Origin of the sequence: Nitrosomonas supralitoralis (genome assembly GCF_003011925.2) — a bacterium.
Lineage (GTDB): Bacteria > Pseudomonadota > Gammaproteobacteria > Burkholderiales > Nitrosomonadaceae > Nitrosomonas > Nitrosomonas supralitoralis.
Genome location: NZ_PXXU01000069.1, coordinates 1 through 13,087, shown reverse-complemented (window position 1 = coordinate 13,087; position 13,087 = coordinate 1). Strand labels below are relative to the sequence as shown.

At 47.1% G+C, this 13,087-nt stretch carries 10 protein-coding genes and 5 pseudogenes; 6 read left to right on the top strand and 9 right to left on the bottom strand.

Translation table 11 applies throughout. The features are described 5' to 3' along the window. Positions 1 to 205 (top strand): annotated as a pseudogene (locus C7H79_RS18100) (hypothetical protein); the annotation flags it as partial. Between the two features lie 254 nt (positions 206 to 459). Here C7H79_RS18100 and C7H79_RS15220 read toward each other — a convergent pair. The 7 genes from C7H79_RS15220 to C7H79_RS15190 form a co-directional block, all read right to left on the bottom strand. Next, on the bottom strand, positions 460 to 2,349 hold the full coding sequence (locus tag C7H79_RS15220) for a RelA/SpoT family protein (protein ID WP_309477332.1): 1,890 nt from the start codon (positions 2,347 to 2,349) through the stop codon (positions 460 to 462). Positions 2,350 to 2,828: 479 nt separating this feature from the next. Beyond that, on the bottom strand, positions 2,829 to 3,383 hold the full coding sequence (locus C7H79_RS15215) for a carboxymuconolactone decarboxylase family protein (protein ID WP_106708138.1): 555 nt from the start codon (positions 3,381 to 3,383) through the stop codon (positions 2,829 to 2,831). Positions 3,384 to 3,580: 197 nt separating this feature from the next. Continuing rightward, complete coding sequence (lon, locus tag C7H79_RS15210) at positions 3,581 to 5,911, bottom strand: endopeptidase La (RefSeq protein WP_106708137.1); 2,331 nt, start codon at positions 5,909 to 5,911, stop codon at positions 3,581 to 3,583. Between the two features lie 285 nt (positions 5,912 to 6,196). Continuing rightward, entirely contained in the window at positions 6,197 to 6,577 is a 381-nt protein-coding gene (locus tag C7H79_RS15205) for a CBS domain-containing protein (RefSeq protein ID WP_242447326.1), read from the bottom strand. A gap of 62 nt (positions 6,578 to 6,639) precedes the next feature. Beyond that, positions 6,640 to 6,969: a hypothetical protein gene (locus tag C7H79_RS15200; RefSeq protein ID WP_197714654.1), complete on the bottom strand. Its 330-nt coding sequence runs from the start codon at positions 6,967 to 6,969 to the stop codon at positions 6,640 to 6,642. A gap of 20 nt (positions 6,970 to 6,989) precedes the next feature. Continuing rightward, on the bottom strand, positions 6,990 to 8,378 hold the full coding sequence (locus C7H79_RS15195) for a nicotinate phosphoribosyltransferase (protein WP_106708136.1): 1,389 nt from the start codon (positions 8,376 to 8,378) through the stop codon (positions 6,990 to 6,992). Further along, complete coding sequence (locus C7H79_RS15190) at positions 8,375 to 8,959, bottom strand: isochorismatase family protein (RefSeq protein WP_106708135.1); 585 nt, start codon at positions 8,957 to 8,959, stop codon at positions 8,375 to 8,377. Before C7H79_RS15190 ends, C7H79_RS15195 begins: the two co-directional genes overlap by 4 nt. A gap of 498 nt (positions 8,960 to 9,457) precedes the next feature. On the opposite strand from C7H79_RS15190, the pseudogene C7H79_RS15185 reads away from it, so the two are divergent. The 4 genes and pseudogenes from C7H79_RS15185 to C7H79_RS15175 all read left to right on the top strand — a co-directional run. Continuing rightward, a pseudogene (locus tag C7H79_RS15185) lies at positions 9,458 to 9,647 on the top strand (transposase); the annotation flags it as partial. 85 nt (positions 9,648 to 9,732) lie between these two features. After that, positions 9,733 to 9,819: pseudogene (locus tag C7H79_RS19700) on the top strand (hypothetical protein); the annotation flags it as partial. Between the two features lie 58 nt (positions 9,820 to 9,877). After that, positions 9,878 to 10,583 (top strand): annotated as a pseudogene (locus tag C7H79_RS15180) (IS3 family transposase); the annotation flags it as partial. A gap of 60 nt (positions 10,584 to 10,643) precedes the next feature. Further along, on the top strand, positions 10,644 to 11,291 hold the full coding sequence (locus C7H79_RS15175) for a phosphoribosyltransferase (RefSeq protein WP_106708134.1): 648 nt from the start codon (positions 10,644 to 10,646) through the stop codon (positions 11,289 to 11,291). Positions 11,292 to 11,329: 38 nt separating this feature from the next. Here the strand turns inward: C7H79_RS15175 and C7H79_RS15170 are convergent, their stop codons facing one another. Next, positions 11,330 to 11,569 (bottom strand): DDE-type integrase/transposase/recombinase, encoded by a 240-nt coding sequence (locus C7H79_RS15170; protein WP_172592467.1) that lies wholly within the window; start codon positions 11,567 to 11,569, stop codon positions 11,330 to 11,332. 63 nt (positions 11,570 to 11,632) lie between these two features. Further along, entirely contained in the window at positions 11,633 to 11,764 is a 132-nt protein-coding gene (locus tag C7H79_RS19530) for an IS3 family transposase (RefSeq protein WP_172592466.1), read from the bottom strand. 1,018 nt (positions 11,765 to 12,782) lie between these two features. On the opposite strand from C7H79_RS19530, the pseudogene C7H79_RS15160 reads away from it, so the two are divergent. After that, positions 12,783 to 13,087: pseudogene (locus tag C7H79_RS15160) on the top strand (hypothetical protein); the annotation flags it as partial.

Below are 13,087 nucleotides of genomic sequence, written 5' to 3'. Positions count from 1 at the left end.
GCAAAAGATGACAGGATATGGATTGCGCAACTATGCCGAACTTGACGTGCAACGCTACAAGCGTATTTTTGGCAACGTCATGAAAGCGTGCGCACTCGCACAGCAAAAAACAGAAGCTTGGATTAGTGCGTCAGTACTCAACAGAGTGACCAAACTAGGCAGGGCGGAGAAATTGAAATTAAAGTTGATGAGAATGGTGCCTTAATCCAGGAATCGTTGTACCTTCTCTCATTTTATGATGTGACTGCTTTATGACCCTCCAGCTTAACTAACGCCAAGGTCCATGCGGAAGTTACAAAAAGGTAGCCCAAAGTGCAGCCCCGCCATCCCTGTCAGTCGACAATCTCAAGCGAAAACTGCATCTTCGCCAGGTTGCCGCGGCTTAGGGGATTGACCTTGGTAGCATTGATCTTCACACGCACGAAAGGGTCACTGATATCACGCAACAAGCCCTGACGATCATGGGCTTTCCGCTTCGATATCGACGCTGGCGACGAGACTTGCAGCGGTACCCCAGTGCGCGTGCAATAGGCGACCACGCCGCTCTTCCGGCAGACCAATAATAAAGGGACAGGTCTGTCGATGGATGGTTACTCCGCGCGCTCGCGTGATGTAGCCGACGATGCCTTCCGGCGATGCCGGCTTGCAGCACATGGCCAAGTTGGTGAACAGATTACCGACGCCCTCGATCACGATGCCTGACGATGCTTTGGGCGCGTGCATGCGCCTAGTGAAGGCTGGGAGTGCTTTCGCGGGCTTGGGCGGCACAGCTTCTTGAATGACGAGAGCAAGTTTGTACTCACTGACATCGCCACGGCCGATGGCTGCGAGGAGTTCTTCAAGATGGTTGTAATGCAGCTTTTGTGCAAGCTTCTCCTGATTCACCCTGCCGATCCCGGCTCTATGGAGTTCGCGGTCCAGTTTGGCGCGGCCGACTGCCACATTCTCCTCGAAGTTCTGGTATTTGAACCAGTGGCGCACCTTGGTCCGTGCGCGCGGGCTCTGCAGATAGCCGAGCACCGGGTTGAGCCAGTCACGGCTGGGTGCACCCATCTTGGCAGTAAGGATTTCCACGCGCTGACCATTCTGCAGTCGGGTGTTGAGCGGTACGATGCTGCCGTTTACCTTGGCGCCGCGCGTGCGGTGACCAAGATCAGTATGCAGGGCGTAAGCAAAATCGATAGGCGTCGAGCCCTTCGGCAAATCGATCACCTTTCCTTGCGGCGTAAGCACAAAAACCTTGTCCTGGAACAGCTCGCTCTTGAATTGCTCGAGCAAATCGCCGCCGTCACTGACTTCATCCTTCCACGCCAGGATCTGACGTATCCAAGCGATTTTCTCATCGAATTTGCTATCCGACTTGCCGCCTTCCTTATAGCGCCAGTGCGCGGCTACACCCAACTCAGAGTTGTGGTCCATGCCGTGGGTGCGAATCTGCACCTCAAGCGCCAAACCGCGCGGGCCGATAACAGCGGTGTGCAATGAGCGGTAACCGTTGCTCTTGGGACGGGCAATGTAGTCGTCAAACTCGCCGGGAATCGGCTGCCACAGATGATGCACCAGCCCCAGTGCAGCGTAACAGTCCTTGACATCGTCCAACAGGATACGCACTGCGCGTACATCATAGAGTTTGTTGAACTCCAGATGCTTCCGACGCATCTTGTTGATAATGCTGTAGATGTGCTTTGGCCGCCCACTGACTTCTCCCTTGATATCAGCCTGCAGCAATTCCTGCCTGAGCTGGGCGAGCACATCCTCAATGTATTGCTCACGATCCACACGTCGCTCATCCAGCAGACGGGCGATTTCCTTGTACAGCTGCGGCTCCAGGTAGCGCAATGCGAGGTCTTCCAGCTCCCATTTTATCTGCCATACGCCCAACCGATTCGCGAGCGGCGCGAAAATACCGCGTGTCTCGCAAGCGATTCGCTGCTGCTGCTCGTGACTGGCGCCAGCGAGATGACGCAGGGTCTGCGTGCGCTCGGCCAACTTGATCAGCACCACGCGAATATCTTGCACCATGGCTAACAGCATCTGGCGCAGGCTTTCGATCTGCTCCACTTGGTCGTACGTTCTGTCCGGTGCGTGCAACTGCTCAATTTCGCTGAACTGGCGGATCTGCTCCATGCGCGCGATGCCTTCCACCAAGCGGGCGATGTTGGCACCGAATTCACTCTCCACCAGTGCATGCCAGTCGTCTAGATACTCAGCTACCGCGTGCAGCAGAGTGGCTGCTACGGTCTCGGCATCCATACGCATGCCGATTAAGATAGATGCCGCACCCATGGCATGCTGCAGTAATGGCGTACCGGTCAGCGTGCACTGCTCACTGTAGAGCGGTGCGGCCATCGCGCATGCTCGACGCAACAATGACATTTCGACTGGTGCAAACTGCCCAGCCAGCTCATTCAGCCAAGCTTCAGTATCGGTGCAATCCGCGGCGGACGAGAGAGATTTGCTGTGTATTGAAACCATGTAACGCTTACCGATCCCCTAAATAAAAGCATTTTGCCTTTCAGGCACAAGACGTACAGGGAAAATGGCCAGATCAATCATAAAAAATGCTGAAAAAGAGGCACAGCGAATTTATGAATATTACGGCTGTTCGGGGCTAAATTTCGAGGGTAAACCACATCCCTGGCACCTCCATTCTCAACTGGATCATTTTTTCGCGCGACTGTCTGCCACGCCCGCTACTCAAGCAACTCGTCGCTTATAAGTGCTGCCATAAGAACTGGAAGTCACCCCTCTATAATCTCAGAGCACCGTATGTGAACAAGAAACCCACCACATCGGTCTGGATTCTTCTGGATCGACATTCCCCCTCTCTATTTGCGTTTCGTCATCTGACAAAAACCTTGGGCTGGGACATCGAGCGCTGAGTTAAACTTGCTAGAAAGATTCTGAAAGGCAATCCAGGCCGTTAGTTCCACTACCTCATCTTCAGTAAAGGATTTTTTCAAGCGATTTACTAGAATATCATCCACACGACGACTGGAATCCGTCATAACTTCGGCATATGCAAGTGCGGCACGCTCCCTCTCTGAAAAGGCAGAGTTGCTTTCGTAATTCTGAAGCGTGAAAATCATTTCCATCGGAACCCCATTTTTCTGGAGTGTCGATGCACTGATATCGGTGCAGAACGCGCAATGATTCATTTGCGAGATGCGGTTTGAAACTAAAGCGCGCAACCGCGGACTCAATGGAGAGCTTCTTCGATCTAAGCAGCGATAAAAAACCTGCAGACCATAGAGAAGTTTCGGAGAGCGCCCCCAAAACCAAGCAGGCTCGAGTATCATCCCATATTTCAGTTTTTGCGCCCAGAAGATAAGTCGAACCAACAACGGATACTGCTTAACATATCTTTTTGTAATCCTTGTCATAAAATAATGTTACACCTTCATTAAGTGTCATTCCATATTAAATGTACTAGCTTCTTTGGAAGCTCATTAATAGTGCGACGAATGACATCAAAATCTGAGAAACTCATAACTCATACTCAACCAGCTGATTAAAAATATATTTTACTATAAGCTGCACTTGGAACTTGAGTTGGGGCTGCGCCGTGCAAAGGTCTTAACTAGTATGCAGCCTGAATTGCATCATCCACTGTTTCCAGAAAAACGAATTGCAATGCCGCTTGTGTTACTTCGGGCACATCACGTAAATCCCTCTGGTTGCGCGCCGGTAATAAAACTGTACGTAGGCCAGCACGCTGTGCGGCAAGTACTTTATCTTTGATGCCGCCCACCGGCAGTATCAGTCCGCGCAGACTGATCTCGCCAGTCATCGCCACATCATGATGCACTGGTTTATTTGTAAATAATGAGGCGAGCGCGATAAACATAGCCACCCCTGCACTCGGTCCATCTTTTGGAATTGCACCGGCTGGTACATGTAGATGCACATCAATGCCTTCAAACATCGTCGCTGGAATACTGAGATCGCTGGCGCGAGCCTTCACTAAGGTAAGTGCTGCCTGTGCGCTCTCTTTCATTACGTCACCAAGTTGTCCGGTCAGTATCAGCCGCCCGCTCCCGCTCACCCGTGTGGCTTCAATGAATAAAATGTCGCCACCGACCGGTGTCCATGCCAACCCTGTGGCCACTCCTGGCAGGCTGGTGCGTAGCGCAACTTCATGCTCAAATTTTTCCGGACCCAAGATGGCATCCAAATCTGCTGCGTCGATGTGCACTTGCTGTTGTTTACCCTCAGCAATACGCATGGCAGCATGACGCATGACTCGTCCAATCTCGCGTTCCAACTGACGCACGCCAGCTTCACGAGTGTAATTTGCAATAATGTTACTTAACGCTTTAGACGTCAGCTTGCATTGTTCTTCATGTAAACCATTGGCTTCAATTTGTCTTTGCACTAAATAACGTAGTGCAATTTGCAGCTTTTCTTCTTGCGTATAGCCCGGCAAATCAATAACCTCCATACGATCACGTACCGGTGGTGACACATTATCAATCACATTTGCAGTAGCAATGAAGATCACACGGCTTAGATCAAACGGCACACCAAGATAGTTATCACGAAAAGTTGAGTTTTGTTCCGGATCCAGTATTTCAAGCAATGCAGCTGATGGGTCACCATGTAGACTGGCTGATAGCTTGTCGATTTCATCAAGCATCATGACACAGTTGCGAGCACTCGCCTTGCGCAAACTTTGTACAATATTGCCAGGCATCGCGCCGATATAGGTACGGCGATGACCACGCATTTCGGCCTCATCATGTACGCCACCTAATGATACACGCACAAACGGCCGCTGCAATGCACGTGCTATGCTTTGACCCAATGAAGTTTTGCCTACCCCCGGTGGCCCGACAAAACATAAAATTGGTGCACGTCCCAGAGGCTTTAGTTTTTGTATTGCCAGAAATTCTATAATACGTTGCTTGACACGCTCAAGACCAAAATGATCAGCTTCAAGGATCTCGCGTGCGGCATTTAAATCGATAGGTGTTTCCTCAGGTAATCGCCAGGGTAACTCGGTCATCCATTCCAGATACGTATGCAGCATTGAGTATTCACTCGATGCGCTGGGCATGCGCTGCAATCGTCCTAATTCCTTGTGTGTTTGCGCTTCAATATCGGTGGGCATACCTGCATTGGTGATGGCCTCTTTTAATTGTGCAATCTCTTGATCATTATCGCCATTCTCCCCCAATTCTTTCTGGATTGTTTTCAACTGTTCGCGCAATAAATATTTACGCTCCCGATCTTCCATGTGTTCTTTGGTGCGTGCACCGATTTCTTGTGATAGTCTTAATACCTCAATACGACGCGATAAGATCTGCAATACTTTCTGCAACCGTTCCTCGGTGTCCACAGCTTCGAGTAGCATCTGTTTTTCACTAACTTCTGTATCGAGTAGACTCGCGGTAATGTCAGCCAAATCCGATGGCGCTCGCGTGGCTTGTAATGCATGCGCAAGTTCTGCCGGCACGCCTGGTAGTAACGACAGAATCTCAACTGCACGTTCACGCAATTGCAGTGCGAGTGCCTCAGCTTGAGTTGTCACTTGTTTCTGTTCTGCAACACGCCTCACCCGGGCCGCCATGAACGGATAGCCTTCGACCATCTCTTCAATATGAAAACGCGCCACTCCTTGGCACACAGCATGATGTGTGCCGTCATTTGAAGTGACATGACGTACAACGTTAGCGACTGTGCCAATGCTGCACAACGCATCAAGCCCAGGATCATCGATAGTGGCATCCTTCTGCAGCACAATACCGATCGGCTTTTTGGATTGCAGTGCGTGCTCGATGGTGGCAATCGACTTGACACGGCCAACAGTAATAGGCATTAACACATGTGGGAATAACACCACATTGCGCATTGGCACCAATGCAATCACATCGCTGGGCAATTCAAACTTTGTTGTGGCAAATTGTTCCATAATGATTCACCTTTTAAGAATTTAATTGCCAGGATCAATATTAAACTACAAAGTATAGTTGAGCATATTGTCGAGAATTCAAGCTGAGGCTATCTGCTGCAAAATCGGATTCGATTAAAATAAAGGTAATTCGATATATTCTAATTTTTGGGTAAATCTTAATTAAGTGCATAGGTACTTATCGCTGAGATTTCATATCCTTTTATTTTTTCGTGTAATTTTATCAATCACACGTGAGGTTGATACAATTGCATCATATTTGAAATCGACACCAAATTACAGGCGCTATTTTATTTCATTTTTCTGCTGGTACCTCAGCAACTTAGTGAGATTGAGCATTTCTTCAGCTTCATTTGTAACCGACAAACGTCTATTAGATCTGGAATGCATAAATTGAATGGCATCAAAAAACCCCATACTCTTTTTTGCTGTAAAAAATTCAGGCATCATAATTTCGCCGACTGTAATGACTTTCGGATCAAGTTCTGTTGACATAATTTCCGCAACAATATCGCGATCAATTACGATTCCTACTGAAACCCGACTGCCATTACGTTCATTGGCAACAATGACATCCCCCCACATGAAGCCGACGCACAAGTTTGGCTGCTTCCAGAACCGTTTCATCCCGCTGAATAATAATTGCTTACTGATTACAAACTTCACTAATTGTCATCATTTCTCCTTGTCGCTCTATACTGGATAACCAAATTACATGCTTCATATGGTTAGTTCTCGCTGTAGATGGATTGAAATTGACAAAATCTAATCGCCAAATTGAAAACACATTCTAATGTGACCAATGTACCCGTAGCAGATTCTGCTGCTGGACTATGCTCATAAATACGATGACAGGCAGGACATTGCTGTTGATGCGCATCATCTGGTACATCAAGCCACTGCCATCGGCCTTTATGAAATATCGCGCCACATTCTGGACTAATTGCTGATTCCGGAAGTTTATCTTTGGCCTTGTAGGTGTCATGCACCTGCTCTTGAAAAATACCGTCGTGGCGAGTAATCTGGTGAAAACCGGGAGGTGTGCTTTTTGTATTCATTATTTTCTCTCCCTTATTAATCATTCAACATATTGTTTAATATGCTGTCTTGTTTGCGAAATTTCCTGGTCCAGAGAAACTTGCTCCATATCCAATTGATTCGCTAAAGCTTGTAATGCTACTGAAATCGATACTCGATACATTGGCGCAGGTTCGAGGGCAGCCATTGAAACTGGCAAACGTCTGTAATTCGCTATGGTTAGATGGCGCATTTCATGTAGCGATTGATTGGGACGAAGGCGGCGACCGGCTCGCATAACCAGCTGAATGAGTCGTTCACCTTCTTGCGGATCATTTTCTTCCAATGCTACGATATCTCCCGCCATACAGCCATCATCGCCATAACTACGGTATATCTGTTTTCTTCCAGGCCAGGTAGCTTTGCCTTCGGAACGCTTGCGGCGCGGTTTACCAGCGTATTCCTGTAGCTTATAGACACAATCCAGTGAAGGCGCATCACTTGAAATATCCAGTGCGGTGCCTATGCCAAAGCCATCAATAGGTACATTGGATGATAATAAATCATGTAATCGATATTCATCCAAATTACCACTGGCAAAAATTATTGCTTTTTCCAAACCGCCTTTGTTAAGTATCTGACGGACATTTATGGCAAATTCAGCCAGATCCCCACTATCCAGACGAACGCCTTTGATACGGATTTTATCAGCCTTAAGCTTATCTGCCAGAATGACTACCTTGACTGCAGCAGCTTCTGTATCGTAGGTGTCAATGAGTAAAATCGTATTATCAGGATGGGAACGTGCAAAATGTTCGAAAGCAGTACTTTCATAGCTGTGAGCCTGGATGAACGAGTGCGCCATGGTACCGTAGACAGGAATATCATAGAGAGCTCCGGCCAGCACGGTCGCAGTGCCGGAGAATCCGGCCAGGTAACTGGCTCGGGAGGCCAGCAATCCCGCTTCCGCACCGTGTGCGCGGCGCATGCCGAAATCGACCAACAGCTTATCCGGCGCTACCAGCACTGATCGCGTCGCTTTCGACGCGATCAGTGTTTCAAAGTGCATCAGGTTGATGATGCGCGATTCCACCAACTGCGCCTGCGGCAATGGGGCCGTGATGCGTAAAATTGGTTCATTGGGGAAAAAAATTGTGCCTTCCGGCATGGCGTGTACATCGCCCTCAAAATGAAAATGTTCGAGGTAATTGATCACGTGCGGTGGAAAACGTGTCGCCAGCCAATCCAGTTCTTCATCTGAGAATTTCAAATTCTCGAGAAATTCCAATACTTGTTCCAGTCCGACGGCTACCAGAAAATTTCGCCCGGGTGGCAGCTTGCGCACGAATAATTCAAATACCGCGATTTGCTGCATCTCCTGCTCTAGATAGGTTTGCAGCATGGTGAATTGGTAAAAATCGGCCAGTAACGGGCTGGAGAGCGGGTTCATGCGGCAAGCTCCTGAAAATGAATCAATCGGACACCGTGATCGATCATGTCTTGCAATGCAAGGGCACCATCATGCGGCTGCCGATTGATCGCTTGAATTGCGTCTTCTAATAAGACAACGGAGTAACCCAGCTGCAGCGCATCTTTGACGGTATGGCGTATGCAATATTCGGTGGCAATGCCGCCGGTAAAAATCCGGGTGATACACAAAGATTGCAGCAGCTCATGCAATCCGGTACCAGAGAAGCCGGAATACGCATCGGCCTCGCGCGAAGTTGCTTTGGATACGATATGCGCATCAGCAGGAAGCACTAGTTCAGCATGAAATGCAGCGCCAGTCGATCCGGCGATGCAATGCGGTGGCCACGGACCGCCTTGACTCACAAACGAACAATGATCTGGCGGATGCCAGTCACGCGTTGCAAAGATTGGGCGATTATTGGCGTAAAAATAGGCAATATAACAATTGAGTAAAGGAATGATTTTGTCTCCTCCAGTGACAGCTAGACGACCATTTGTCAGAAAATCATTTTGCATATCCACCACAATCAAAGCATCTCCTGAATCAAGTGAAATTTTCATAATTAATATACTCAGAAATTCTCATTGAGTTCACGATTCACTACCGGATCATTTGTCTGGCACTTTGAGATCAAGAAAATACGTCCCTATTGTTTGGGTTTGGGTTTGTGTAGAAGTTCGATGACTACTCGGCAATTCATAATATGAGGATAAAATTTCTCGAGTTTCTCAACTTTTTACTGGATATGCTTTTCAAGCTCATCGAAATGAGGAATGTCTTGAGTAGTGCTTTGCAGCATGAGCTCCAGGATTATTTTCTCTTGAAAATTAATTTTAATTAGAAAAGCGATTGATGATGTCGTTACGATCCAACTTTTCTGAAAACAATGCAATAATTAGAGGCTAAGAGTCTGTTAGGCAATAGTAATTAAAATAGGTAAACCCCCGGCGCTGTCGACGGACTCCTGAAGGTTTGACCGTTACGGTAATCGTCGCACCGTTCTCGTCCCAACCACGAGACGAGGAGTCAAAGCCAAAGTTTGAGTCATACACGCCGGGATTGTAGAAGAGCATTTGATGCTGGATCACATCCACATGTACATAAACATTCCATCGAAGCGCTCGTAATCACAAGTTATGGTTTTGTCAAAGGTAAAAGTGCGATAGGAATAGCGCGTCAATTGAAAGAAGAAAGAACTTCACGGGAAAAAATTTTTGGGCGCGTGGATATTTTGTTTCGACTGTTGGGTTTGTACGAGATTAGAAAAAAGTTACATGGTCTAATAGAATCGGACAATCCAGTTAAGAGAAAATAGTCTTAACTGGAGGAAGAAATGGTAACAAGAAAGCAGTATCCAAAGGAATTTAAATTAGATGCAATCAGCCTGGTTCTGAATCAGGGGCATACGATAACGGAAGCGGCACACAGCCTGGAAATTAACGCTAATATGTTAAGGCGCTGGAGTTTCAATGGGTGAAAGCAATAATACATATGGCAGTCGCAGGATAAGAAAAGCGTTGAATGCATTGAGTTATCCGGTTAGTCGCCGGAAAGCTCGAAGCATGATGCGAGGAGCTGGCATCCAAGCTAGACACCGGAAGAAGTACAAAGTGATCACTAACAGCAATCACAAGCAACCGGTGTTCGAGAACAAGGTGAATCGGCAGTTTGATGTTACAAGCCCGAATCAAGTCTATGCTGGCGACATAACCTACATCTGGACACAGGAAGACTGGTTGTATCTGGCTGTTGTCATCGATTTGTTTTCCAGAAAGGTTGTTAACTGGAGCATGAGTTCAAGAATGAAAGCGAGATTAGTATGTGATGCGTTGAGTATGGCTATTTGGCTACGTCAGCCGCAAGCTGGATTGATTGTGCATTCGGATCGCGGATTGCAGTATGCCAGTAGAGAATACCGGAGGCTGCTAAAAAGTCCATGGTTTAATCGGTAGCATGAGCCGTGCCGGCGACTGTTTCTATAATGCTGTAGCAGAAAGTTTTTTCGGCAGCCTTAAACAGGAACGAATCCAGTGGCAAAACTACCAAACTCGCTATGCAGCGCAGCAAGATGTACTGCAGTATATTTCCATGTTCTACATTAGTCATCGGCTGCATTCATACCTCGGATACAAAAGCCCAAATCAATATGAGGCACAAACAGAAAAATCGGAGCAAGTTGCTTAACTGGATTGTCCAGAATTAGTTGACCACGTCAACCATGTAAAATGACCGAAGGAGGATACTATGTTTTTTTCCGATCGTATCGCAGCCGCTCAAAAAATCGCAGACGCGCTATCTGATTACCACGATAAACACCCGCTGGTGCTGGCGATTCCGCGCGGTGCTGTGCCAATGGCAAAATTGATTGCTGAAAAATTGCACGGTGATTTGGACGTGGTCTTGGTGCGTAAACTCGGCGCCCCTGGCAATCCAGAATTAGCAATCGGTTCGGTTGATGAAAGTGGCTGGGTTTACTTGACAGAGTATGCAGCCAAAGCAGGCGCGGATGACAATTATATCCAGCACGAAGTAGCCGCGCAGCTGGAAACGATCCGGCGGCGGCGCGCACAATACACACCGGCACATCCACCGACTAATCCCTCAGGGCGTATCGTCATTGTTATTGACGACGGCTTGGCGACCGGTTCGACGATGATCGCGGCGCTGCATGCGTTGCGTAACCAGAACCCAGCGGAATTGATTTGTGCGGTGCCGGTAGCGCCGTCCGAAACCATCAAGAAACTGCACGGTAAGGCGGACCGGATTGTATGTTTGTCATCGCCTGCAGACTTTTATGCGGTAGGTCAGGTTTATCGAGACTTCCCTCAAGTCGGAGATGACGAAGTAATTGCCTGCTTGACCGAATCTACCCAGTCAGCGAAAGATCAATAACGATGTTGTGTAGTGTGCAATTATTAATAAGGAGCTTTTCAAACTTGAATCCACCTTTTCTTACTGTCAGTATTGAAGATATCCAACTTGCCATGCTTGTTTCGGGCTTCTTGTACAGTTTCAATGCAGAAATCGGCAGTCAAGGTGCTAGACAATCGCCATAACAGCACTCGACGTCTTGCCCAGTCGATCACGGAGGGTAGATAAACGAAGCCGCGATTAATTGGGATGTACGTGATATCCGCTGCCCAGACATGGTTTGAGCGGGCGATGGACAAATTCCGCAACAGATACGGATAGACCGGATGCGCCTGATACTGCTTGCTGATGTTGGGCTTGCGTTAGATTGCGTGGATTCCCATTTGCTTCATCAGCGTGGATACACGGCGCCGACCGAATTGACTTCCTTCACGTTTGAGCATTTTGGAAAGCGATCTGGCGCCTGCAAAGGGTGGTTCTATCCGGTGTATCAATGCAGGTTCTTCCGCTAATAGCGGAACCAGCCGGTAGTATGCTGTTGAGCGCGCCTACTAAAAAATCATTCTCCAGCGTGAATTGGCCAATCTTGGTTTGAAGTATCTTGAGGCGCGCCGCCTTTTGCCCTTAAATTACTCCCGAACACTTCGATTGCAGATTCCTGCAATGCTGTTTCCATTCCGAAATCTGGTCCGGATGCACATCAATTGTTCAACTAACTCAGCTAGTGCCTTATCACCCTTAATCGCCGCTATTGCCATCTTAACCTTAAATCGCGCAGCGCGATTCCTTCTCATACTCTCGCTCCTTTTTTGTCGTCTATTACACGGCTTGGGTTGAGCAAGATTACCACTTAACAGACTGTCTAAATTTACGAGACCCTTCTGATTGGCAATTGTTAAAAAATAGACAGGCCATATTGCATACTGAATCATTACAGATCGAAAACGATGACATTTGAACAGAGTCGCTGAATCCTTCATTTCTCTGTTATCTTTTAGGTGCAGTTAACTTGGCTGTACCTCGCCTGGACATATCTCAGGCCGGCATGCCAAACCTGCCAATCTCCACAAAATACAAGATTAATACTATTATTAATCAGTATATTCCTACACATCTCAGGATATAATCAGTACAGTATTACTATTAAATCATGGCAGCTTGTCACTTGTCTGATGAGAAGAAATATAAGAATATCTCTCAAAAATTATAATTCTGGAGCAAGTTAAATTAATTCCAGGAACACTTGATTATAATTAAATCATATTTAAGAAATCTGTTTTTTTCAGATTTCTTAAAATTAAGTGGAAATAAAACAGTCATAATCAATAACGCAGCATTTACACTAATCCATAGTAATAGATCAGCTACTCAGAAAATGACTCAAAATTTGAGTCTATAGCCCAAAGTAACCATTAATGTTTAGCTAATGATCCAGGCGTTATCACTCATCATCAAGCGAGTGAATCTTCCAGATGTAACGCTATATTACTATTTAAAATCAGAGGTACAAAAATGAAAGCTATTTTTTTCCAACATAAAGCAACATTATTTGTCCTCCTCATTTTGCTTGGCATCATCAGCAATAAAATTCATGCCCACAATCCACACGATATGGTGTATGGATTAGGCATTTCCCCCAATTTTGCCAATGACAATACGGTCTTCCTGGCCACCGATGGTGAATTGACCTCAGATCAATATACCAACATTCTGCGATCAACTGATGGCGGCGCAACCTGGACCAAACTTCCCAATGGGCTGGACAATGTGTACTCCGAAATTGGCATTCGTGTCTCACCAAACTATAGCAACGATCG